Source organism: Acinetobacter sp. YH12205 (assembly GCF_013418125.1).
GTDB classification, from domain to species: Bacteria; Pseudomonadota; Gammaproteobacteria; order Pseudomonadales; family Moraxellaceae; genus Acinetobacter; species Acinetobacter towneri.
This window is the reverse complement of sequence record NZ_VPCQ01000002.1, coordinates 285108-308461: the sequence shown is the minus strand read 5'-3', so window position 1 is coordinate 308461 and position 23354 is coordinate 285108. Positions and strand designations below refer to the sequence as shown.

Genomic DNA, 23354 nt, shown 5'->3' with positions numbered 1-23354 from the left:
TTGCGAAAGGGAAAACTCTATACGATTGGAAGTTTCAAATTCGCTTTATGCTTATAGTCGAATAATGTGACAAAAATATAACTCTAAAAAATATAAGTTAAGAATTTGTTTGAACCATCATCGCTCAATCATCCCCAAAACAGTCAAATTGCTGGATTGGGGATGATTGAGAGACTTGTTTAGGATGCAGATTGCTCCGATGCAGGTGTCGGCACAAATTTATTTAGTAATGTGCCTAAAATTGCGGCAAAAATATACATGAAAATAGAATAAACCGCAGCAGGCATGGCAATGGTTGAGCTTGACATAACGGTTAGGGCGATAGTCATTGCAAGGGTACTGTTGTGAATGCCAATTTCAAAGGCGCAGGCTCGGGCTTGTTGGCTATTTACGCCAAAGAAACGCGGGACAAAATAACCAATCAATAAACTGCAGGCACAGAACAGGGCAGTGGCAAGTCCTACATCTGCCAAATAAAGCATGATGTTGTTTCGCTCTTTGGCAATTGCGCCAATAATAATCACAATTAGAAAAACCACAGCAAAAATACGCACAGGTTTGTTTAAGCGGTCTGCCGTTTGAGGGCTAAAATGGCGTACTAACATCCCTAAAGTGACAGGGATAATAATAATTAAAAACACCTGCAATACTTTGGCAAATTGTAAGCCAACTTGTTGCCCATCCTGCATAAAATGCTGAATGGCAAAGTTGACAATCAGTGGTAAGGTAAATGCTGCAATCACGGAATTGACGGCAGTAAGGGTGATGTTTAGGGCAATATCGCCCTTATATAAGTAGCTAAACAAGTTGGCTGTTGGCCCGCCAGGAGATGCTGCCAGTAGCATGAGTCCGACTGCAAGCAATGGTGGTAAATTCAGCAGTTTACAAATAAAAAATGCAATTGCTGTCAGGACGACCAATTGACAAAATAAAGCAATAAACACTGCTTTGGGGTGTTTGCTCACCCGTTTAAAGTCGTTAGGAGTGAGTTCTAAGCCAAGTCCAGCCATGACCACGGCCAAAGCCAGCGGCAAAAATATTGTGATTAATCCTGAATCCATAAACACTCCTTTGTTTTTACATCTATAATGATCTATTTAATATCTAACTATTTGTTTAATCTGTGGTTAATTGAATATTGCTCACATCTTAAATTGTATTTTTATTGTGGTTTAAACTCTGCTCCTGTTTGTTTTGAAGGGCAAGTTTGGCAGATTGTCTAGCTAACATACTCCCTAAAATAAAGCTGAACATATACATAAAAATGGTGTAAATCGCAGAAGGAATGGCAATTTCAGTGCTTTGCAAAACTGATAGTGCAATGGTTAAAGCAACGGCAGTGTTATGAATGCCAATTTCAAAACAACAGGAGCGTGCTTGTTGATCAGGCACACCCGCCAAATACGGCACCAGATAACCAATAAGTAAACTTAAAAAGCAAAATAGTGCAGTTGCGATGCCAATTGCACTGAAATAGTCAAAGACATTGGCGCGTTCGCGGAAAAGCGCATAAAAGAATAAAGCGAAAATGAAATAAATGGACATCAAACGCATAGGTTTGCCCAACTGTAATGCAATTTGTGGCATCGCATTACGCACCGCCATTCCTACACATACAGGCACAATAATCAGTAAAAAAACCTGTGCCATTTTTTCAATAGGCATGCCAATTTGTTGTTGATCGGTCATAAAATATAGAAAAGACAAATTAACAATAAAAGGCAGGGTAAAGGTTGCCATCACAGAGTTCATTGCGGTTAGGGTAATATTTAGGGCAACGTCACCTTTATAGACATAGCTAAATAAGTTCGCAGTAGGCCCCCCTGGTGAGGCAGCAAGCAGCATTAAGCCAATTGCCAATAGCGGTGGCAATTCTAAAAATAAACAAATTGAAAATGCTAAAACAGGCAAAATGACCAATTGTGAAAAAAGCGTTAAAAAAATGACTTTAGGAAATTGATTGACCCGAATAAAGTCTTTAGGCGTGAGTTGTAAGCCTAAGCCCATCATCATCACAGCCAAGGTCAGTGGTAGAAAAAAGGTAAAAAAGCCTGAATCCATAGCACATCCTTTATTTTTTTCTTATGGGTATAATTTTCCCTCTCTTTGCAGTGTAATTGTTTTTTGAGCTTGTGCAATAAACAAAGCAGTCACTTCTTATAAATGACTGCTTTGGTGTTATTTTCATGCTTTCAGTTTGAATGAATACAAGCCGATCTGTTCATGAAAATATAGATTAAGTGATTGATCACATGGCAGCAGGGCGTGGTGGCGTAAAGCCTAAGGCACATTTGCCTTTTAACTCAGTACCATTGACTGTAATGACGGTACTTTGCGCATCTGCCATACAAGAACGGTATAATTCAGGCTCATTGCCTTGTAATTGCACTGCTTTAGATGAACTAAAGAATTGTGGTTCGCAGGTACCATTCCAGATAATCCCACGATAAGCAAAGCTTACTGGTGCGCCCTGAGTTTTACCTTTACAGACTTGCTGGAATTTTTGCGCGTTATAGACGGTTTCTACTTTATCATTTGCCTGCACTGCAAATGGACTGAAAAATAAGCCACAAAGCATAGAGGACAGCAAAATTTTCTTATTCATGATGTTTCCCTTTGTTTCTCATATCTGTGCTATTAGGATAAAAAATAGACAAATTAAAACAACGGTGATCTGGTTAATTTTTAGGTCTAAATGTTTTTATGTACAGTAAAAATGCAAATTTGGATTACAAAATATTAATTTTGTAGCGCGGTTAAGCCAATAAAATCGACTGAATCTGTCAACTTATGCCACAAGTTTTGCTATAATATTCCGTCTTTATTTTTTATCTCTCATTGACCATTATGCACTATCCTAAAGTTTACGATGTCATTGTTATTGGTGGCGGTCACGCAGGCACCGAAGCGGCGCTTGCAGCAGCACGTATGGGTCGTCAAACCTTACTCTTAACTCATAACATTGAGACTTTAGGGCAGATGAGCTGTAACCCTGCAATTGGCGGGATTGGTAAGTCACATTTGGTACGTGAGATTGATGCCTTAGGCGGCGCAATGGCATTGGCTGCCGATAAAAGCGGGATTCAATTCCGTATTTTAAACTCGCGTAAAGGTGCTGCTGTTCGTGCAACACGTGCGCAGGCAGACCGAGTTCGCTTTAAAGCTGCGATTCGCGCCACTTTAGAAAACCAAGCCAATTTAGATATTTTCCAACAAGCAGCCGATGACCTGATTGTAGAAGGCGATACTGTAAAAGGTGTAGTCACTCAAATGGGGATTCGTTTTGATGCGAAAACCGTGGTATTGACCACAGGTACATTCTTGGGTGGTGTGATTCACATCGGTTTAGAAAAATCGAGCGGTGGTCGTGCAGGCGATCCTCCATCAATTGCTTTGGCGGCACGTTTACGTGAATTAAATTTGCCTGTTGGGCGTTTAAAAACAGGTACGCCACCACGTATTGATGCACGCTCAGTCGATTTTTCGGTCATGATTCCGCAGCCAGGTGATTTCCCATCACCAACCATGTCATTCATGGGTGATGTGTCGATGCACCCTGAACAAGTGAACTGCTATATCACCCATACCAATGAACGTACTCACGAAATTATTCGTGGTGGTTTAGATCGTTCACCGATGTATACAGGTGTGATTGAAGGTGTTGGCCCACGTTACTGCCCATCGATTGAAGATAAAATTCACCGTTTTTCTGATAAAGACTCGCATCAGGTATTTTTGGAGCCTGAAGGTTTAGATACACATGAATTGTATCCAAACGGGATTTCAACCTCTTTACCGTTTGATGTGCAGTTCGAGTTAGTTCGTTCAATTCGTGGTATGGAAAATGCGCATATTTTGCGTCCAGGTTATGCGATTGAATATGATTACTTCAATCCACAAGCCTTGAAATTCACTTTGGAAACCAAAGCCATTAATAACTTGTATTTTGCAGGTCAAATTAATGGTACGACTGGCTATGAAGAAGCGGGTGCGCAAGGTGTGTTAGCTGGTTTGAATGCGGCACGTCGCGCTTGGGATCAGGAACAATGGACACCAAAACGTGACGAAGCTTATATTGGTGTATTGGTTGATGATTTGATCACGCTAGGTACCAAAGAACCGTACCGCATGTTTACCTCACGTGCGGAATACCGTTTGATGTTGCGTGAAGATAATGCCGATCAGCGTTTGACGCCAATTGGTCGTGAGCTTGGTTTGGTGGATGACACTCGTTGGGCAGCTTACTGTGAAAAAATGGAAGCAGTAGAACGTGAAACAGGGCGTTTACAACATTTGTGGGCTGCACCAAACAACCCAATGGGTAAAAAATTTGTTGAAATGACAGGTGCAGATTTATCCAAAGAATGTTCTGCGATTGATCTGTTAAAACGTCCAAATATCAGTTTTGCGCAAATCGCAGAATTAACGGGTTCAGACGTTTCTGCACAAGTGGGCGATCAAATTGAAATTGCAGTGAAATATGCAGGTTATATCAACCGTCAGCATGAAGATGTCGCACAATTAAAACGCTTGGAAGAAACCAAAATCCCTGCCGATTTTGATTATGATGCAGTGTCAGGTTTATCGCGTGAAATCACGCTAAAATTGAAGCATGTTTTGCCTGAAACTTTGGCACAAGCCAGTCGTATTCCAGGTGTGACACCTGCCGCAGTTCAATTGGTGATGATCACCATTCGTAAAAATGCACAGTCACGTAAATCTGCTTAAGGTTTGATGGATTGATGAAGAAGCCCACAATTTAAATTGCGGGCTTTTTTATGCGCCAAAGTAAATCAGATGCTAAGCAAAGAAGAAGTTGCGTATAAGAATAAATCTGATTTCGACTGCATATCTTATGATTTCACAGCTAGATCAGGAGCATTTAAAGTGACACTTATCAACATAGATAGGAGCAAAATATGACTTTAAAAAGCATTCGTTATAGTACAGCTGAACTGGCATGCCCACGCTGAACGATGCCGAGTCAATTTTAATTTTAACTTCAATCAGCAATCACAATAATTTGATTTAAAAGAGAACGATAATGCTATCGCCCCAATATATTTGGGGCTTTTTTATTCCTGAGTTTGATGCACCGCATTGGCAACTTCTACAGGTTCAATCTGAATTAGCTTTTTACCAAAACTACGCAACCACCAAACCAATTGTGAGGTAAACGGCACAGTGGCAGTCACCAACACATTACCATTTTCCAGTGTTTCCATAGTTTGATCTTTGCTTAATTGGCTTTCATCGAAGTATATGGCATCAGCTTTTTGCATGGTAAGTTTGAGCTGAATATTTTCAGTAGCTTTACTGAAATCGACTCTAAAACCTAATTCGCCAGATTCAATATAGGCATCAATATCAAAATTAACAGGATGCAAGGCGCGTGAATCTAAAACTTTGGCTGCTTTAAAACGATGCAGGGCAAAGGTTTGAATGTCGGTTTTGTCAAATCGAGTACAGATTAAATAAATCACCGCACCTTTTTGCACCAAAGCCAAAGGATTCAGCACATAAGTTTTTTCTTCGCCTGAATTGCTGCGTGATTGATAAATACATTCTAGTTGTTTGTCTTGGAGCAAGCCTTCATATATCGCCTGTTGTGCATTGCGGTCTACGACTGGTGGAATTAAAGGTTGTGTTGCAGGCACAATTCGCACACGATTAATCCATTGGCGGACATTGTTTTGGGTCGATAGACTGCGTCGTGCCAAATCAAACCATGGGTTCATTTCTTCAATCAAACTTGGCGGCAGCAGATGTTTTAAATGTTCCTCGACCATCATAAACGTTACCGCTTGAGAGCTGGTCATGTGCGGTAAACTTTGAATCGGTGCATCTGAACGCCAGCGCCAACCTTGTGGTACGGTACCATTACTTTCAATTGGAAAGCGCTGAGAAATTTGATTTAAGTCACGTTGAATCGTACGCAAACTAATGTCGATACCTTCACGTTGCAGGACATCGTGTAATTCACGTGTGCCCATCCATTTACCTGTAGAAAGGCGCGATAAAATTTGCCATTGGCGATATAAACTATTCGATGTTTCTTTTTCTTGTATAGACATATTCAATATTTACTAGGTCAATTCATACGGATGAAAACTTGTTCTTCCACACAATAAGAAAACTCGGAATGATTAGCAAGTTTTTTACTGAAAAAGGGCAAAATATAACCGCAGATTTTGCAGTAAATATCACAAAATTTGGACGGGCAAAGTTAATCAAATAATAGAAGTGAATCAGAAACTATGACCTCAAGCCATACTTGGATCAATTAGAAAAGCAAGATTGAATAGTTGTGTTTAAGTGAAAACCTGTCATTGTTTTGTATGGTAGATACAGGTTTATGTAAATAAAAGCGGTCTGAGTGGATGAGTGCTGTAGGTTAATTGGGCAAGGCGATTGAGGTGCTTTATCGCGATGAATTATCAACAGACCTTAGAGTTAGGAGGATGAAACAACCGTGAATTTATCTAGCAGCGATGCGCGAGAAATTTTTTGGTTAGCCCGATATTTAACCCGTATTCAATATGTATGTCAGCAATTTCCATTTAAACAAAATGATGCTGCTTTGACTTATGCACATGCCTTTTGTTTGCCTGCATTTGATGCAGCTTCTTTAAATGAATTGATTTTAAACGAAGAACAGCCTGCTTCATTTGCGATGCAGTTTGAGCAAACACGGACAAAAATTCAAAACTTGGCACAGGTGTTTTCTAAAGCTACTTATGTTGAATTACAGCAATGTATTCAAAATGCGTGCGATAACGCGAGTTATATTTGTGATGTGGTACAAGACTGCGAAGCACTATTAGATGCAGAACCACAGCAGATATATTTATTTTTCCAATTGGGGCAAAAAATTGAACAATTAGACCGACAAATTCGGTTAAAACAATCGACTGAAAAGACTTTGTCGCAATTGGAAATGATTGTGCAATGCCTAAAAGATTTAGGTTGGACGTCGTTTGTAGACGCATGGCAACAGCTGAAACAGCAACCCGATACCATGCATTTTTATCACTTTAGTGATCATATTCAGCACTTACTTTCGGTGGATTAAGCAGAACTTGTCATGTCAAATTAATCGACAACAATATTATTTTAAGCTCTGTGTAGTTAAAAAAATAGTGGAAGCCGAAGCTCCCATTATGTCTTAACTTATTACTGGCTTTGAACAGCTATCAAATTCAATAGCTTTGACTCGTGCAGTACTTTCGGCTCGGTTACTTAGTCGCGTTCAACCGCAAGTGCAACACCCATACCACCGCCTACGCAAAGCGTTGCGATGCCTTTTTTCGCATCACGGCGTTGCATTTCGTGTAGTAACGTCACGAGGATACGGCAACCTGAAGCACCAATCGGGTGACCGAGGGCAATTGCGCCACCATTCACGTTTACTTTATCTAGGTCTAAGCCTAATTCTTTGGCAACACCTAGTGCTTGTGCGGCAAAGGCTTCGTTGGCTTCAATTAAATCGACCTGATCTAAGCTCCAGCCTGCTTTATTCAGGGTTTTCTTTACCGCTTCAACAGGGCCAAGACCCATAATTTCAGGCTCAATACCCGACATTGCATAGGCTTTAATACGTGCTAAAGGTTGTAGACCTAAGGCTGCAGCTTTGTCTGCACTCATCATCAACACTGCTGCTGCACCATCGTTGATACCAGAAGCATTACCTGCGGTTACGCTGCCATCTTTTTTGAACGCAGGGCGCAATTTATTCAAGCTTTCAAGGGTGGTATTGGCTTTGATGTATTCATCTTCAGCAAATACAATTGGGTCGCCTTTACGCTGTGGAATGCTTACAGCTGCAATTTCATCTTTAAATTTACCAGCCGCTTGTGCTGCAGCCGCGCGTTGTTGTGAAGTCAGTGCCAATTGGTCTTGTTCTTCACGGTTTAAACCAAGCTTTTCTACAATATTTTCTGCAGTAATACCCATGTGATATTGGTTATAGGCATCGGTTAAACCATCCGCCACCATACTGTCGATCAACTGGGCATTCCCCATTTTTTGACCGTTACGCAACTGCATATAGTGTGCGCTTTGTGACATTGATTCTTGACCACCAGCAACTACAATTTCTGCTTCATCACACTGAATCGCTTGTGCAGCCAAATGTACGGCACGTAAACCTGAACCACACACCACGTTAAGCGTTGATGCAGGTACTTGTACAGGAATACCTGCAGCAATTGCGGCTTGACGTGCAGGGTTTTGTCCTACACCTGTAGTGAGTACGTTACCCATAATCACCTGATCGACTTGTTCAGGCTGTACTTTAGCACTGTCTAAGACTGCACGAATTGCTGTTTGCCCCAATTGTGGTGCAGATAAAGAAGCGAGACTACCTAAAAAGCTACCAATTGCAGTACGTTTTGCAGCAACAATGACAACATCTTTCATTTTATATCCTTAAATTTTATGTTTACGTTTCTGTGGATGCACATGATATATAGCATGTGCATTGCTGATGTTATATGACTGATTAAAATAAATTTACCAAAACATAGCGACCTGGTGCTGCTTCTATCATTGGATATTGCGCATTACCTAAGGCGCGGGCAGGGACTTGTTCGCCTGCATACGGTGTGACCCAAGCCTGCCAGCGTAGCCACCAAGACTCAGGATGATACTCTGCACCATCTAGCCATTGCTTGGTATTTTCAAACTTGGCAGAGTTGGTATAGCAGCCGTATTTATTACGACTTGGCGGATTCACAATGCCTGCCACGTGTCCAGATTCACCAAGTACCAGTGTAGATTCACCGCCTAAGTAATCTGCACCACGGAAGCTTGTATCCCAAAGTGCGATATGATCTTCCTGCGTTGCAATAAAGAAGCTTGGTGTTTTGACACGAGAAAGGTTGAGTCCAACACCGTTTACTTTCACTGCGTTTGGTGAAATCAATTCATTATTCAAATACAAATTACGCAATAAGAAATTATGAATTTTGGCAGGAATATTGGTGCCGTCGCTGTTCCAATACAAAATATCGAAATCTGAAGGCTCTTTGCCTTTTAAATAGTTCTCGATGTAGTAGTTCCAGTACAGGGTATTTTCACGTAACAAACTGAACGTAACTGCCAATTGGCGACCATCAAAATAACCGAATTGATTATTTAAGGTTTCTAAACCATTAATCACAGGTTCATTAATAAATACGCCTAAGCTGCCTGGGTTTTCAAAGTCGATAATGGTTGCCATATACGTGGCAGATTTCACATGACTTTTCAGGCGTTTTGCCACGTAATAAGCCTGCGTTGCAGCAAGTAAAGTACCACCAATACAATAGCCGATACAGTTGGCTTCTTTTTCTCCTGTAATTTCTTCAATAACACGCAAAGCTTCAACCGCACCTGCGGTGATCAGATCAGCGAAAGTGAGTTCTTTTTGTTCAGCATTTGGGTTACGCCAAGACATTAAAAAGACCGTATGACCTTGCTGACGTAACCAGTTCACCAATGAGTTTTGTTCGCGTAAATCCAGCACATAATATTTATTAATAAATGGCGGCACGATTAGAATCGGGGTTTGATATACATTTTCTGTCGTTGCTTCATATTGCAACAACTGGAAAATTTCATTTTCAAAGACCACTGCGCCTGGTGTATAGGCTAAATCTTTACCCAAGCTAAAAGAGTCACTATTGACTATGCGAATAGATAAATATTTTCCGCTATTGACCACATCATCATGGAAAATTTGCATACCACGGACAAGGTTTTCGCCTTGTTCGGTAATGGTTTGCTGAATCACTTCAGGGTTAGTCCAAAGAAAATTGCTTGGTGATAAAGCATTAATCATTTGACGGGTAAAAAAGTGAATGCGGTAACGCACTTTGTCTGGAATGCCTTCTACGACATCCACCATATTTTGTACCAGTTGGCTAAACAGCAAATAAGACTGCGATAACAGGTCAAAATTGGGTTGTTCTTGCCATAATGGGCTGTTAAAACGACGATCACCACTTTCAGGTTGAATGAATGGTTCGATGTCTTTTGCCACACTGCGCATCATCACATTTTGGTAGATTTGCATTTGACCTTGCCACCAGCTCCATTGCATTTCCATCAAGCGTGCTGGATTTTTAGACAAAGCTTCAAAGAACATAGACATATCTTCTTTGTTGAGCTGTGTTAAGGCGTCATTAATAGGGCTTTGCCCATAATAAAATTCTTGTAGTTTTTTCCAGATATCATCGTGGCTAGAGAAAAATTGTAATATATTTTCTTTGAATTGAAATGAGTTCTGTTTCATTTCATCGCTCCATAGCACATGGCTTTTAGCAATCAAATTGAGTGCAAGGCTGAAACTAAAACGGGGAAATTTTCACACTTCCCCGTAACATTCGTCCTGATAACGCATGGTTTTCAGAGCAGTGTTTATTTATTATTTGGCATTGAATCGCTGACTAACTTTTCAAATTCTGCTTTGACTTCTGAAGTCAGTGTTGCTAATTTTTTGCCATCTTCAATCATTTGCTGACTGAGTTTGTTCATAGTTTCTAATTGCTTGGTGGTGCAGTTCACCATGCTTTGCATGTCTTTCACTTCGCTATTGGCAAACATTTGTGCTAAACCAATGTTGGCATAGTTGCGTGCTGCTTCTAATTGTAGGTTGGTTAAGTTAGCAAAATTTTTTGCAACTATACTGTTGAATTTGGTGTACGGTTCAAACACGTTTTTGTATTGAGCATTCATGTTTGAAAATAAGTCGCCGTATAGCATGGGTGTCACTCCAGTAAATAAACTTGTAGATTAAAATGAGGTGTTACACGCTTAGTGCATGTATAAGCCGCCGTTGATTGATAAGGTTTCGCCTGTTACGTATGCAGCATGATCACTCACTAAATACATAACTGCTGCCGCAATTTCGGTAGGGGCGGCAAGACGTTGCAGAGGAATTTGTGCTTCAATGCTTTTAATTACTTCTTCGCGCATGGCTGTGACCATCGGGGTTGCGGTATAACCTGGTGCAACGACGTTCACGCAGATATTTGAACGTGCGCCTTCTTGCGCCAAAGCTTTGCTAAAGCCGATGATGCCTGCCTTAGTTGCAGAGTAGTTGGCTTGACCAAATTGACCTTTTAAACCGTTCACCGAACTAATGTTCACAATGCGACCAGACTTTTGTTCTAACATTTTGTTAAATACAGGCTGAGTCACGGTAAAAAGTGTTTTTAAGTTGGTTTCAATCACTTCAGCCCACTGCGTATAGCTCATTTTTTTGAAAGTTGCATCGCGGGTAATACCAGCATTGTTGACCAACACATCTACACGACCTTCAGCATCAATTGCTTCTTGAATGACTGCTGTAGCCGCTTCATGCTCATTTAAGTTGGTTAAAACAAAGCGCACATCACTTTCTGTAAAGCCTTCGTCTTTAAGCCATTGCTTTTCGCGATCTTCTTCTCTTGGTACAACCGTTGCAATAATTTTATAGCCTGCTGTAACCAGTTGACGGCAAATCTCACTGCCAATACCACCTAATGCACCCGTCACTAAAGCTACTTTTTGTTCAGACATATTCTTTTCCTAAGCAGAATAAGGTTATAAAAATTAAGGAGTTTTTCCTCTTTATTCTTGTTTAGAAATTAAGCGTTTTATATTTCAAAGAGGCTGCAGTTTGATGATGCTTTGAAGTCAAAAGTAAACAAATATTGGTAATAGATTATTTTCTTATCATGTGGATGCTTTTATAAATGGCTTAAATAGTCGTGAAGTCATTGATTCATCGTAGCGCGCAGCACAAACTTCTGAGAACTGGTGAAATGTGATTAATCCATGAATTTGAAGCGATGTGGCAGTTTAAAGACAGTGCGCGAGCATATTGTTTTTTCTTGAGATTTTGAGTGTGATTTTCAGCTAAATATTTGGATGACTGTAAAGCGCTAAATGCAAATGTGGGTGACCACAAATTTTTATCAATATGAATGGAAATACAGTGAATTTAAGAAAATAAAAAGCGAAAAGAAAAATATAAGAAAGAAAAAGAGAATGGCTTAGACGATTGCATGCAGCAAAACTGCTACATGCAACAGATCGAAAAAAGAAAGTTAAATGCTGGTTGCCTTGCGCTGTGGGCGAGGGCTTAAACGACACAACAACTCATAGCCAATCGTACCATTGGCTGTGGCAACATCATCCACCAAACGGTGTTTGCCCCATAGTTCAACTTGTGTGCCTAATTCAACGTCTAAACCTGTGACATCAATGGCAATCATATCCATAGACACACGACCAAGTACAGGCGTTAATTTTGTACCAATCGCAACAAAATTTGGCTGCACAAATGTACGTGGATAACCATCGCCATAGCCAATTGAAACAATCGCAATTTGCATGGCTTGTTCTGCAGTAAAGGTTGAACCGTAGCCGACGTGTTCGCCTGCATCAATTTCATTTAGTGCGATCACTTCTGCGCTTAAAGTCATCACAGGCTTTAAGTCGAGTGTATGCACATTATGTGCGGCAAAAGGCGTTGCACCGTAAAGCATAATGCCTGGGCGTACATAATCAAAATGCAATTCGGGATAACGATAGATTGCAGCAGAGTTACAGCAAGAAGCAAGAATAGGGCTGCAATTGTCTTTGACATGCAAAAATTGCGCGACTTGTTGATCATTTAAAGCATGATCACCATCGGCATTGGCAAAATGCATGGTCAACACACAGGTAAAACCTTCGGCTTTGAGCATGTGAATCACATCAATAATTTCAGGAATTTTAAAACCTAAACGATTCATGCCGCTGTTGAGTTTGACCCAGACTTTTAAGCCTTGTGCGATATAATCAGCTTTATGTTGTAGTAGCCAATCGAGCTGTGCTTGATGATGCACTACACATTCCAATTTGTGTGCCAACACACTTTGCATTTCATCGGCAGAAAAAACACCTTCAATCAGGGTGATGGGCTGCGTATATCCCAATTCACGAATTTCTAAGGCTTCTTCAACGCAAGCGACACCAAAGGCATCGCTGTCTTTTAAAGCTGCTAAGCAGTCTTTTACACCATGTCCGTAAGCATTGGCCTTGACCATGCTAACAATTTTTGCTGTTGGGGCAAGTTGTTTGACACGGTTTAAATTATATTGCAGTGCCTGACTGTCAATATAAACTGTTGCTTGGCGCACCCTAAATACTCCTTGGGAATGACAATTGGTAATTTGTGTTAGATACACTGTGGAGTGATAAATAAATACTAAAAATAGTTCTATTTAAAAATATTCACTATTGTAGACCTATCAACCTCAAATAGACATGAACATTTAAGTTTTTGATCATAAATTAATTTAAGATCGAAAAATCTATTAGGTTATTGATTGCAAATAATTTGTAAAAGTTTCAGACTTTATTTTTCATATAAAACTATACGTTCTAAAAGCTATTATGGTGTTAGATGCTCTCACTCAGGAAATTCTAAACTGTACGAGTTATGGCAAGATTCAGATGATTGTGGAGAGTGGGTTCGTAATTTAAATGAACTCAAAGAGAGATTAAACAATGCATTTTAAACTTGGATATGTTGAATAAATAATGAAAATATTTTGTTATCTGGGATGGAGTACTTTATTTTTTTGTCAGTCAGTTATGGCTTGTATGCCACATTCACCCAATGACGTATTTATTGCCCGTTACCAAGGTTCACTGGCAGTACAGGGGAGTTCAGACTTCATCTTTCAACTTAGTTCAGGTCAATTTATTTTTCGCTCAATACTAGATGAAGTTAAATATAAAAAGCCCACCCAATGGTACAGTGGATTTTCAGGTAAAAGTACAGCTAAAAACCAATTAATTATTGGTTTAGCTTATGCACCAGATGGTGCTAAACCCCAGCAATATCGAGTAATTTCATTTGCAGCATTAAACTGTAAGAATGACCAGTTTGTTTTATCTAAACCGATTGCCCCATTTTTAGCTTGGAATAAGCAGACATCAAATTGTTCTACAGGCGATAGAGCAGAGGTTGGGATTTTAGATGGTTTTATAGACTATGATCAGACACATTATTTGGCGCAACTGCAACAAAAGTATCCGACATGCGAGCAACTAAATAAAGCATTTCCATCATTTGAAATGGAAGAAAATAGCCAAGATTGGAATTTACTCTCAAGCTGGAAACTATGGTGGGCAAAGTTAATAAGTCAGATTAAATCATGGTTTTAATAAAAAGAGCAATGCAAGCATTACTCTTCATCATCATACTGAGCATAATACTCAGGAGATAAATTACTAAAACGGGTATATTGTCCTTCAAAAGCAAGACGTACCGTACCAATAGGGCCGTTACGCTGTTTACCAATAATAATTTCGGCAGTGCCTGCTTCTTTAGATTCTTTATTGTAAACTTCGTCGCGGTAAATAAACATGATTAAGTCCGCATCTTGCTCAATTGCCCCCGATTCACGCAAGTCAGACATCACAGGACGTTTGTTGGGGCGGTTCTCTAATGAGCGGTTGAGCTGTGACAAAGCAATCACAGGGCAGTTCATCTCTTTGGCCAAGGCTTTTAAGCTACGTGAAATTTCTGAGATTTCGCCGACACGGTTATCGCCCATGCCTGGGACTTTCATTAACTGCAAATAATCGACCATGATACAGCCAATTTTACCGCCATGTTGTTTGGCAATGCGTCGCGCACGTGCACGTACTTCCGTAGGCGGCAGGGCAGATGAGTCATCAATATACAAATGCTTTTCTTGCAGTTGTAAAATCGTGCCTGTGACTTTTGACCATTCATCGCCACTGAGTTTACCTGAACGTAAATTCCCTTGATGCACTTTGCCGTATGCAGAAATTAAACGCATTGCGATTGAGTCTGCAGGCATTTCCATAGAGTAGACAAGGGCAGGCAAATCATTGTTAAACAAAACACTTTCGACCAAGTTCATGGCAAAGGTGGTTTTACCCATAGATGGACGCGCAGCGACAATAATCAAGTCACCCGCTTGCATGCCCGAAGTTTTATTATCTAACTCCACAAAGCCTGTGGTTAAGCCTGTGATGTTACCTTCCATTTTAGAAAGTTCATCAAGTTTGTCGAATACATCGGCAACCACGCTCGAAATGGCTTTTGGGCCTTGTGCTTTGGCATTGTTATTATGTTGTTCGGCAATTTGGAAAATATTGGTTTCGGCCAAGTCTAAAATTTCACTTACGCTACGACCTTTGGTGTCATAGGCATTTTGTAAAATTTCAGAACTGACTTTAATCATGTTTCTGAGGGTCGAGAATTCTTTAATTTTCGTGGCATAGGTTTCTAGGTTATAAAAACTAGAAGGCGAGTCTGCCATGAGCTGCATTAAGTATTCTTCCCCGCCTGCAGCTTCAAGTAAATTTTGTTTAATCAGCCAGTCATTCACCAATACGGCATCATAAGGTGAGTTTTCTTTAGACAAAGAATCAATGGCGCGGAAAATATATTTGTGGCGTGTCGCGTAAAAATCAGATTCTTGTAGCACATCACCCACTTGTTCAAAAGATTCGGCCACAGTCATTAACGCAGCCAAAACAGCTTGTTCGATGGCTAAGTTATGCGGTGGGGTACGAAACTCTTTAAGCGGGCTGTTCTCATTTGGTTTTAGATCAGACTTTGCAGTATGTTGCTTTGCGCTAGCAGTCGCCTGTGACATATAAATCCCTGATTTTTAAAACAGTAAATGCTGAATAATGCACGGGGGATAGAACTTGAAACTCATATTCTTTCCACTTCCCGATGATACGCCCTCTAGAAAAAAAAGCGAGTAGATTTTGGTGAAGGATAAGTCAAAGCGTATAGATCGATTTAGGAAAATTGTACTAACTGTATATTCTAAAGACAAAAAAAGAGCATGCGATTAGGCATGCTCTTTTCTTTTGCAGAAAATTACTCAGATACGATAGTAACGAGAACTTCAGCAACAACATCATGGTGCAATTGGATTGCGATGTTGAATTCACCAGTGTGACGAAGCGCACCGTTTGGTAAACGAACTTCTGCACGGTCAACTTCAAGACCAGCATTCGTTAACGCGTCAGCGATGTCACGAGTACCGATAGAACCGAAAAGTTTACCTTCATCACCAGCTTTAGCAGTGATTACGATGTTAACTTCGTTCAATTGGTCAGCACGTGCTTGAGCAGCAGCTAAAATTTCAGCTTCTTGCTTCTCAAGTTCAGCACGACGAGCTTCAAATGCTGCAGTGTTTGCTTCAGTTGCAGCAACTGCTTTACCTTGAGGGATCAAGTAGTTACGGCCGTAACCAGCTTTAACTGAAACTTTATCGCCTAATTTACCAAGGTTCTTAATGCGTTGTAATAAGATAATATCCACAGCTCAACCTCACTTATGATTGTCAGTGTAAGGGATCAACGCTAAGTAGCGAGCTTGTTTAATAGCAAGCGCTAATTGACGTTGGTAACGAGCTTTAGTACCTGTAATACGGCTAGGAACAATCTTGCCATTTTCAGTGATGTACTGTTTTAGTGTATCGATATCTTTGTAGTCGATGTACGTAACGTTCTCAGCTGTAAAGCGGCAGAACTTGCGACGACGGTAAAAACGTGCCATTGATGTTCTCCTTAAGCTTCAGCAGAGTCTTGGTTAGCGTGTTGTGCTTCTTCACGTTGAGCTTTACGCGCACGTTTTTCTTCAGCACTCTTAGCCAATAATGACTCTTCAGTGATAGCGTTTTCACGACGGATGATCAAGCTACGAAGGATCGCATCGTTATAACGGAACAATTCTTCTAACTCGTCAAGCGTAGTTTGACCACATTCAACGTTCATAAGAATGTAGTGCGCTTTGTGAATTTTGTTAATTGGGTAAGCCAATTGACGACGGCCCCAATCTTCTAAACGGTGAATTTGACCTTCAGCTTCTTTGATGTGAGTTAGGTAACGTTCTACCATACCCACAACTTGATCGCTTTGGTCTGGGTGTACCAAAAGTACGATTTCGTAGTGACGCATTGTCAGCTCCTTACGGTTTATGCAGCCCCTGACTAAATTGAGCCAGAAGCAAGGAGTCACAACCGAAGTTGTGTCGCAAAATTGCGAAGCGTGAATTTTAGAGCTTTTACCAAGTAAATACAAGGCTTGGTCTAAGAAAAGATCGGCTTGGGTAAAAAGGGAATGTAATATTTTGCATCTATGATTGGAATTTAAATTTTATACTTTGTATTTGTATGTCACTAACTTTTAGAGTGTTTAATTCGAAAATTATTAAGGACGAATAAATCAAAGACAGATAAATTGTTATTATTTAAATATTGAAGTGTGGAGAGGGTAGGCACTCCATTAAAAGATAGAGCTAAACTCTATCTTTTAAAAAAGTATGATTTGCGTGCTTGGTGCGGTTGCTGTAAAGCTAAAACATAAACTCACAACAGTAATTAAAATAACCGAAAATAGGAAAAAGCGTTTTGCCCATAATTGATCATTTTCTGCTTTGAAGCCAATGACGCCAATATAGAACCAATAAATACAAAGTGCATTCAAAATAACCAGATATAGCCAGTTTGCATAACCAAATACAAACAGTCCATTCATGGCAACGGTAAATAACACCACATAAATTAGTGATTCAATTTTCGTTCGTAAAATTGAACGAGCAACTGGCAAAATTGGAATCCCCGCATTTTTGTAATCATCAAAACGGTAAATTGCAATCGCCCAAGAGTGGGGCATTTGCCAAAGTGCATAACCTAAAAAGATAAGTAGTGCAGCTAAGTCAAATTGATTTGCAACAGCGGTATAACCAATGACAGGTGGGCTTGCGCCTGAAATACTGCCAATAATGGTTTGATGAATTGTTGTGCGTTTGGTCCATAGACTGTAAAAGCCGACATAAACCACGAAACCAATCAGTGCAAAAAGAAAAGCGTATGCGTTAACTCCAAACCATAAAATGCTAAAACCAATTATGCCCAATACCACTGAATAAATCAGCGCAATAGGAACAGAAACAGTTTTTTTCACTAAAGCACGGTTTTGTGTGCGTTGCATTTTTTGGTCGATGTCTTGGTCAATAATATTGTTGACCACACATCCTGAGGCGACAACAAGCGTTGTACCAAGCAGAGTAAGCAGTAGGAGAAGGAAATCTACAGAACCTTGGGCAGCTACAAAGTAGCCACCCAAAGTGGTAATAAAATTACCAAAGAGAATTCCTGGCTTTGTCAGGAATAAATACTTTTTCAGCATGACAACCAGTTTAGATCATCATGTTGTAGTGTAGGTAGTTCATGATCCATACAGAACCAACCAAAAGGATGGCAATGGTCAGAATGGTATACACGAATGCAATCACGTTCCAACGTTGCTCTGAAGAAGAATTCATATGCAAGAAATAAATTAATTGAATAAGAATCTGAGCAACTGCTGTAATCGAAATAACAGTAATCAAAATACCACGGCCAAAACCACCTGCCATAACCATACCAAAAGGAATAATGGTAAGGATAACAGAAAGGATAAAGCCAATCGTATATTGCTTAGTGTTACCGTGTGATGCACCAGCAGAGTTGTGATCGTGACTCATTAGAGAACTCCCATCAAGTAAACTACGCTGAATACACAGATCCAAACGATGTCAAGGAAGTGCCAGAACAAGCTTAGGCAAGCTAAACGACGCATGTTCGGAATAGTCAAACCATATTTCTTGATTTGAACCATTAACACGATCATCCAAACTAAACCTGAAGTTACGTGAATACCGTGCGTACCAACCAAAGTAAAGAACGCAGATAAGAACGCACTCGTACTTGGACCATGTCCAGCGTGAACTAAATGGTTGAACTCATAAAGTTCCATACCAATAAAGATCGCACCGAAAACCCAAGTCACGCCTAACCAAGTTAGAACTTTAGCAACATCTTTCTTGTAAGCAGCTAAAACGGCAAAACCGAAAGTTACAGAAGAAATCAACAGGGCAAAAGTTTCTGTTAAAACGAAGCCTAATGACTCGCCAAACAAATCTTTAGCTGTTGGAGTGCCTACTGGAACGTGGCTACTTAATACAGCGAACGCGATGAAGAGTGTACCGAAAATTACAAGGTCACTCATCAAGTAGGTCCAGAAACCAAAGACGGTGATGTCTGTATCATCGTGGTGATGATCATCATGTCCGTGGTTGTCGTGATGAAGTACTTCAGCCATGTCTTAGTCCTTCTTCAAGTGTTTTTCAAGGATCGCATAGCGTTCGTTTTCAATACGCTCAACTTCAGCAGCAGGAACATAGTAGTCCACTTTCTTCGTGAAAGAACTCACGATGAAGCTGATGATTGCCGCAATGAACGTAACGATTGCTAGCCACCAAATATGCCAGATTAATGCGAAGCCCATAGTTGTAATAAACATTGCAATTATGAAGCCAGCTGCACGGTTAGTTGGCATATGGACATCTTCATACTTAGTTGGACGAGCGTATGCAACACCATTTTCTTTGTCAGTCCAGAAAGTATCAATACCATTGATCTTTGGAAGGTGAGCAAAGTTATAGAACGGTGCTGGAGAAGAAGTAGCCCACTCAAGCGTACGGCCATCCCATGGATCTCCAGTAAGGTCTAAGCGTTGGTTGCGTTGTAGGAAGCCAACCACAATCTGCATAACGAAGCAGAATAGACCAATAGCAATTAACACAGAACCGAAGAACGCAATTGCCAAGTATGGATCCCATTCTGGGTTGTCATATGTATTCAAACGACGAGTCATACCCATGAAACCAAGGATATAAAGTGGCATGAATGCAAAGTAGAAACCGAAGAACCAGAACCAGAATGCTGCTTTACCCCAAGTTTCATTGAGTCTCCAACCAAACATTTTTGGCCAGTAGTAAATGATACCTGCGAACATCGCGAATACTACACCACCAATAATTACGTTATGGAAGTGAGCAATTAGGAATAAAGAGTTGTGTACAAGGAAGTCCGCTGGTGGAACTGCCATTAATACACCTGTTAAACCACCGATACCAAAAGTCACAAGGAAGCCAAGTGTCCAAAGCATTGGGGTAGTGTAGGTAATACGACCCTTGTACATGGTGAATAACCAAGAGAAGATTTTCACACCAGTAGGAATCGCAATAATCATGGTCATGATACCGAAGAACGCGTTAACGTTGGCACCTGCACCCATGGTAAAGAAGTGGTGAACCCATACAACAAGTGATAACACACCAATTGCAACAGTTGCGTACACCATTGATTTGTAACCGAACAATGTTTTGCGAGCAAAAGTCGCAGTTACTTCTGAGTAAATACCAAATGCTGGTAATACTAAGATATAAACTTCTGGGTGACCCCATGTCCAAATCAAGTTTACATACAACATTGGGCTACCACCCATGTCGTTCGTAAAGAAGTGGAAACCGAAGTAACGGTCAAGCGTTAACATTGCAATTGTCGCAGTTAAAACTGGGAATGTTGCAATGATAAGTACCGCAGTAACTAATGTTGTCCAAGTGAAAACAGGCATGTCCATAAGTTTCATGCCAGGCGCACGCATTTTGATGATGGTAACGAAGAAGTTAACACCAGTAAGAAGCGTACCTAGACCAGAAACCTGAAGTGCCCAAATATAGTAGTCAACACCAACACCTGGAGAGTATTCGATACCAGATAGAGGAGGATAAGCCATCCAACCTGTAGCAGCGAATTCACCTAATGCAAGTGAAACCATCATTAAACCTGCAGCACCAGCGAATAACCAGAAGCTTAAAGAGTTTAATAACGGGAAGGCTACGTCACGAGCACCAATCTGTAATGGTACAGAGATGTTCATTAAGCCAACAACAAGACCCATTGCCACGAAGAAGATCATGATCACACCGTGTGCGGTGAAAATCTGGTCATAGTGTTCTGGGTGTAAATAGCCTTCACCACCACCTTTCGCAAGGAACTGTTGAAGACGCATCATGATCGCATCTGCGAAGCCACGAAGTAACATGACTACAGATACAAAGATATACATGATACCAATTTTTTTATGGTCTACAGATGTGAACCATTCGTTCCACAAGTAGCCCCATTTTTTGAAGTAGGTAATACCAGCAATCGCTGCAAGACCACCTAAGATCATCGCTGCAACAGTTACCAATACGATTGGATCGTAAGGAATTGCATCTGGACCTAACTTACCTAATAAGCTCATGTCTTATTCCCCTTGAGAAGCAGTCGCATGTTCAACTGCTACATGAGTTTCAGAAGCAGGCGCTTCACCAGCCACTACAGGAGCTGAATGGTCAGCACCATGGTAGTTACTCATATAGTTATTGATCACTGATTCAAACAAGCCTTGCTCAACAGAAGAGTAATAAGTCACAGGATGTGGCTGAGTCTTATATGGACCTTCTTTTAAAGCCGTTGCAGCAAGTTTTTTCTCTAATTCAGTTTTGGCGTTACGAACCATTGCATCAATTTGTTTCTGTGAACGGTTACCGTCACGTAAAGAAGCAAATTCAGCTTGATCTAAAACTGTTTTTTGAACAGCTTGAGGATTGATAGTCGTACCTTGACCTGCTTTAACAGCTGTTACCCATTGCTCAAAATCAGCTTGAGTTACAGAGTGAGCTTTAAAGCGCATTTGCGAGAAACCATAACCTGAGTAGTTAGATGAGAAACCACGGAATTCGCCCGTGTTGTCTGCTAAAACGTTCAAGTGAGTTTGCATACCCGCCATTGCATAAATCTGACCAGATAATGCAGGGATAAAGAACGAGTTCATTGTGAAGTTAGAGGTTAAACGTAAGCTTACAGGCGTTTGCTCTGGGAAGCGTAATTCGTTAACAGTAGCAATGTTCTGTTCTGGGTAGATGAAGATCCATTTAAATTGTTCAGCAATAACTTGAACAGTTAAAGGAGCTTTTTCGGATTCTAGCGGACGGTAAGGGTCGTACTTGTGGGAACCCCACCAAGTTAACCAAGCTAAAATACAAATAATAATAACAGGTATACCCCATACTACAATTTCAATTGCAGTAGAGTGTGACCATGTTGGTTGATAGTCTGCGTCTTTATTCGATGCGCGATATTTCCAACCGAACCACAATGCCATAATTGCAGATGGAATAACCACCAATAGCATTAGGTAAATCGCAGTCATCATCAGGTTACTTTGACCTGCTGCAACTGGACCTTTTGAGTTCAGAAGTACTAAATCACCGCCACACCCAGTTAAGAGTGCAGCCATCGTAGATAAAGACAATACAGCTAAAATCGTTTGTCTCATTTTACAACCTCGGTGAAGAGTCCCATTCCCTAATTTAATATGGGATAGCGATTAAAGTGTCGCATGATTAAAAAGACATCAAAAAAGATGAAAAAGTCTTCTTAATCATCGGACACCGCTACGTTGTAGGGCATTATGCCTGATATCGACAAACTAAGCTACACATAAAGCGGCTTTAAGTGGAGGGAATGAAAACCAATTTTTATACTCGGAATTATTTGTGTTAATTTTAATTTATTTATATTTATCAATATTATAAGAGAAAAGGGATGATCAATCATCCCTGAATAAATAAAATCAAATTATTGCTTTACGACTTTGGTTTTGGCGAGTTTATCGTGCAAAGCCTGTCGTTTTGCACCAAATGCAAAGCCATAATCTAAAATTGTGATGAAGGGCATAAACATCATATTCAAAATAATGAAAATGATAGAGCGAATAGTAAACACACGCATTAGGCTGACTTTTTCATCGGTTTCAGCATCGACAATCTTAATTTTAGTCAGACGTTTGCCAATACTTTGTCCAGTTTTAGCCAGCAGGAAGGCTTGTATGCCCAGCATAATCAATAAATAAATTGCCACCGCTTGCCAAGCTTGCATTGGAATGAGCTGAAAGAGTTCAGTTTGCAATTGCATGGCTTGATCAGACGTTGTCGCTACCTGCATTTTTTGTTGTAAACCAGACAATTGTTCAAACTGGTCCGCATTTAAGAAAAAAGAGGGAAGTGCTGCTGCAGGCAACCATAACAACATGTCTATAATTTTGGCTAAAGCACGTTGGTTAATGCTCGCCAATTCATTTTTTGTTGCCTGTGTTCTTGAATTTGATGATGCTGAGCTTGGTCGTGATGTGTTTGTAGCCGTGTAATCTGTATTTTGAAAAGGTGAATGTTCAGGGGCAGGTGGTGTGCTGACGTAGCCTTGTGGTTCATATACAAGTTTACCTTGGGTGAGTTCACCTAAAGCTTTCCATTCGCTCATGCCTTGGTGCCAAGCCAAATCTGTCAGCAACACTTGTTGGCTGGCGAGCATTTGGTTGAGCTGCTCTAAGGTGTATGGCCCAGCTTGTTGATTATTTCGTGCCAAGTAAATTTGCATAAATATAAAATCTCAAAAAATGAATTTGAAAAA

General features: G+C 40.4%; 22 protein-coding genes. 3 read left to right on the top strand and 19 right to left on the bottom strand.

From position 1 onward, the window contains the following. Nucleotides 1–179: 179 nt before the first annotated feature. From FTU92_RS03805 to FTU92_RS03795, 3 genes are all read right to left on the bottom strand, one after another. The gene (locus tag FTU92_RS03805) at nucleotides 180–1061 is read right to left on the bottom strand and encodes a bile acid:sodium symporter family protein (protein WP_004973133.1); all 882 of its coding nucleotides are present in this window, start codon (nucleotides 1059–1061) and stop codon (nucleotides 180–182) included. Nucleotides 1062–1149: 88 nt separating this feature from the next. Next, a complete protein-coding gene (locus tag FTU92_RS03800; RefSeq protein ID WP_178319170.1) occupies nucleotides 1150–2061 on the bottom strand; it encodes a bile acid:sodium symporter family protein in 912 nt (303 codons plus the stop codon). A gap of 187 nt (nucleotides 2062–2248) precedes the next feature. Continuing rightward, nucleotides 2249–2605, bottom strand: coding sequence for a hypothetical protein (locus FTU92_RS03795; RefSeq protein WP_004973135.1), 357 nt, complete (start codon nucleotides 2603–2605; stop codon nucleotides 2249–2251). Between the two features lie 242 nt (nucleotides 2606–2847). Here FTU92_RS03795 and mnmG point away from each other — a divergent pair, with 242 nt between their 5' ends. Continuing rightward, entirely contained in the window at nucleotides 2848–4728 is a 1881-nt protein-coding gene (gene mnmG / locus FTU92_RS03790; protein WP_096900911.1) for a tRNA uridine-5-carboxymethylaminomethyl(34) synthesis enzyme MnmG, read from the top strand. Between the two features lie 347 nt (nucleotides 4729–5075). Here mnmG and FTU92_RS13990 read toward each other — a convergent pair whose 3' ends face one another. Further along, nucleotides 5076–6074: a YafY family protein gene (locus tag FTU92_RS13990; protein ID WP_004973137.1), complete on the bottom strand. Its 999-nt coding sequence runs from the start codon at nucleotides 6072–6074 to the stop codon at nucleotides 5076–5078. Between the two features lie 398 nt (nucleotides 6075–6472). Here FTU92_RS13990 and FTU92_RS03780 point away from each other — a divergent pair, with 398 nt between their 5' ends. After that, nucleotides 6473–7072, top strand: coding sequence for a hypothetical protein (locus FTU92_RS03780; RefSeq protein ID WP_004973138.1), 600 nt, complete (start codon nucleotides 6473–6475; stop codon nucleotides 7070–7072). A gap of 167 nt (nucleotides 7073–7239) precedes the next feature. On the opposite strand, the gene FTU92_RS03775 is transcribed toward FTU92_RS03780, so the two are convergent. From FTU92_RS03775 to alr, 5 genes are all read right to left on the bottom strand, one after another. Next, complete coding sequence (locus FTU92_RS03775; protein ID WP_179988648.1) at nucleotides 7240–8418, bottom strand: acetyl-CoA C-acetyltransferase; 1179 nt, start codon at nucleotides 8416–8418, stop codon at nucleotides 7240–7242. A gap of 82 nt (nucleotides 8419–8500) precedes the next feature. Continuing rightward, nucleotides 8501–10273 (bottom strand): class I poly(R)-hydroxyalkanoic acid synthase, encoded by a 1773-nt coding sequence (locus FTU92_RS03770; RefSeq protein WP_167846072.1) that lies wholly within the window; start codon nucleotides 10271–10273, stop codon nucleotides 8501–8503. A gap of 125 nt (nucleotides 10274–10398) precedes the next feature. Beyond that, nucleotides 10399–10743 carry a phasin family protein gene (locus FTU92_RS03765; protein ID WP_004973142.1) on the bottom strand — a complete coding sequence of 115 codons (345 nt, stop codon included), beginning with the start codon at nucleotides 10741–10743 and terminating at the stop codon, nucleotides 10399–10401. 51 nt (nucleotides 10744–10794) lie between these two features. Beyond that, nucleotides 10795–11541 (bottom strand): beta-ketoacyl-ACP reductase, encoded by a 747-nt coding sequence (locus FTU92_RS03760; protein WP_180095653.1) that lies wholly within the window; start codon nucleotides 11539–11541, stop codon nucleotides 10795–10797. A 530-nt stretch (nucleotides 11542–12071) separates the two neighbouring features. Then, a complete protein-coding gene (gene alr / locus FTU92_RS03755; protein ID WP_179989546.1) occupies nucleotides 12072–13148 on the bottom strand; it encodes an alanine racemase in 1077 nt (358 codons plus the stop codon). A 466-nt stretch (nucleotides 13149–13614) separates the two neighbouring features. On the opposite strand from alr, the gene FTU92_RS03750 reads away from it, so the two are divergent. Next, complete coding sequence (locus FTU92_RS03750) at nucleotides 13615–14181, top strand: hypothetical protein (protein WP_179996264.1); 567 nt, start codon at nucleotides 13615–13617, stop codon at nucleotides 14179–14181. Between the two features lie 20 nt (nucleotides 14182–14201). On the opposite strand, the gene dnaB is transcribed toward FTU92_RS03750, so the two are convergent. The 10 genes from dnaB to FTU92_RS03700 all read right to left on the bottom strand — a co-directional run bounded on the left by dnaB (nucleotide 14202) and on the right by FTU92_RS03700 (nucleotide 23321). Further along, on the bottom strand, nucleotides 14202–15647 hold the full coding sequence (dnaB, locus tag FTU92_RS03745) for a replicative DNA helicase (RefSeq protein ID WP_004973149.1): 1446 nt from the start codon (nucleotides 15645–15647) through the stop codon (nucleotides 14202–14204). A 233-nt stretch (nucleotides 15648–15880) separates the two neighbouring features. Then, nucleotides 15881–16327, bottom strand: coding sequence for a 50S ribosomal protein L9 (rplI, locus tag FTU92_RS03740; protein WP_004973150.1), 447 nt, complete (start codon nucleotides 16325–16327; stop codon nucleotides 15881–15883). Nucleotides 16328–16336: 9 nt separating this feature from the next. Next, nucleotides 16337–16564, bottom strand: a complete 228-nt coding sequence (gene rpsR, locus FTU92_RS03735; RefSeq protein ID WP_004719336.1) for a 30S ribosomal protein S18 — start codon at nucleotides 16562–16564, stop codon at nucleotides 16337–16339. Between the two features lie 11 nt (nucleotides 16565–16575). Next, nucleotides 16576–16965, bottom strand: a complete 390-nt coding sequence (rpsF, locus tag FTU92_RS03730; RefSeq protein WP_004973153.1) for a 30S ribosomal protein S6 — start codon at nucleotides 16963–16965, stop codon at nucleotides 16576–16578. Between the two features lie 354 nt (nucleotides 16966–17319). Further along, nucleotides 17320–18198, bottom strand: coding sequence for a heme o synthase (gene cyoE / locus FTU92_RS03725; RefSeq protein WP_004973155.1), 879 nt, complete (start codon nucleotides 18196–18198; stop codon nucleotides 17320–17322). A 10-nt stretch (nucleotides 18199–18208) separates the two neighbouring features. Next, on the bottom strand, nucleotides 18209–18535 hold the full coding sequence (locus tag FTU92_RS03720; protein ID WP_004973158.1) for a cytochrome o ubiquinol oxidase subunit IV: 327 nt from the start codon (nucleotides 18533–18535) through the stop codon (nucleotides 18209–18211). After that, the gene (gene cyoC / locus FTU92_RS03715) at nucleotides 18535–19152 is read right to left on the bottom strand and encodes a cytochrome o ubiquinol oxidase subunit III (protein WP_096900905.1); all 618 of its coding nucleotides are present in this window, start codon (nucleotides 19150–19152) and stop codon (nucleotides 18535–18537) included. Before cyoC ends, FTU92_RS03720 begins: the two co-directional genes overlap by 1 nt. A gap of 3 nt (nucleotides 19153–19155) precedes the next feature. Further along, complete coding sequence (gene cyoB / locus FTU92_RS03710; RefSeq protein ID WP_096900904.1) at nucleotides 19156–21144, bottom strand: cytochrome o ubiquinol oxidase subunit I; 1989 nt, start codon at nucleotides 21142–21144, stop codon at nucleotides 19156–19158. A 3-nt stretch (nucleotides 21145–21147) separates the two neighbouring features. After that, nucleotides 21148–22221, bottom strand: a complete 1074-nt coding sequence (gene cyoA / locus FTU92_RS03705) for a ubiquinol oxidase subunit II (protein ID WP_004973169.1) — start codon at nucleotides 22219–22221, stop codon at nucleotides 21148–21150. 302 nt (nucleotides 22222–22523) lie between these two features. Next, entirely contained in the window at nucleotides 22524–23321 is a 798-nt protein-coding gene (locus tag FTU92_RS03700; RefSeq protein WP_180051852.1) for an RDD family protein, read from the bottom strand. Nucleotides 23322–23354: the final 33 nt, after the last annotated feature.

Coding starts and splice junctions, on each gene's coding strand:
- cyoB (WP_096900904.1), bottom strand. CDS start 21,144: ATGAGCTTATTAGGTAAGTTAGGTCCAGATGCAATTCCTTACGATCCA.
- FTU92_RS03770 (WP_167846072.1), bottom strand. CDS start 10,273: ATGAAACAGAACTCATTTCAATTCAAAGAAAATATATTACAATTTTTC.
- cyoC (WP_096900905.1), bottom strand. CDS start 19,152: ATGGCTGAAGTACTTCATCACGACAACCACGGACATGATGATCATCAC.
- rpsF (WP_004973153.1), bottom strand. CDS start 16,965: ATGCGTCACTACGAAATCGTACTTTTGGTACACCCAGACCAAAGCGAT.
- cyoE (WP_004973155.1), bottom strand. CDS start 18,198: ATGCTGAAAAAGTATTTATTCCTGACAAAGCCAGGAATTCTCTTTGGT.
- rpsR (WP_004719336.1), bottom strand. CDS start 16,564: ATGGCACGTTTTTACCGTCGTCGCAAGTTCTGCCGCTTTACAGCTGAG.
- cyoA (WP_004973169.1), bottom strand. CDS start 22,221: ATGAGACAAACGATTTTAGCTGTATTGTCTTTATCTACGATGGCTGCA.
- FTU92_RS03750 (WP_179996264.1), top strand. CDS start 13,615: ATGCCACATTCACCCAATGACGTATTTATTGCCCGTTACCAAGGTTCA.
- FTU92_RS03805 (WP_004973133.1), bottom strand. CDS start 1,061: ATGGATTCAGGATTAATCACAATATTTTTGCCGCTGGCTTTGGCCGTG.
- FTU92_RS03720 (WP_004973158.1), bottom strand. CDS start 18,535: ATGAGTCACGATCACAACTCTGCTGGTGCATCACACGGTAACACTAAG.
- FTU92_RS03775 (WP_179988648.1), bottom strand. CDS start 8,418: ATGAAAGATGTTGTCATTGTTGCTGCAAAACGTACTGCAATTGGTAGC.
- FTU92_RS03700 (WP_180051852.1), bottom strand. CDS start 23,321: ATGCAAATTTACTTGGCACGAAATAATCAACAAGCTGGGCCATACACC.
- FTU92_RS03795 (WP_004973135.1), bottom strand. CDS start 2,605: ATGAATAAGAAAATTTTGCTGTCCTCTATGCTTTGTGGCTTATTTTTC.
- dnaB (WP_004973149.1), bottom strand. CDS start 15,647: ATGTCACAGGCGACTGCTAGCGCAAAGCAACATACTGCAAAGTCTGAT.
- FTU92_RS03765 (WP_004973142.1), bottom strand. CDS start 10,743: ATGCTATACGGCGACTTATTTTCAAACATGAATGCTCAATACAAAAAC.
- FTU92_RS13990 (WP_004973137.1), bottom strand. CDS start 6,074: ATGTCTATACAAGAAAAAGAAACATCGAATAGTTTATATCGCCAATGG.
- FTU92_RS03800 (WP_178319170.1), bottom strand. CDS start 2,061: ATGGATTCAGGCTTTTTTACCTTTTTTCTACCACTGACCTTGGCTGTG.
- FTU92_RS03760 (WP_180095653.1), bottom strand. CDS start 11,541: ATGTCTGAACAAAAAGTAGCTTTAGTGACGGGTGCATTAGGTGGTATT.
- mnmG (WP_096900911.1), top strand. CDS start 2,848: ATGCACTATCCTAAAGTTTACGATGTCATTGTTATTGGTGGCGGTCAC.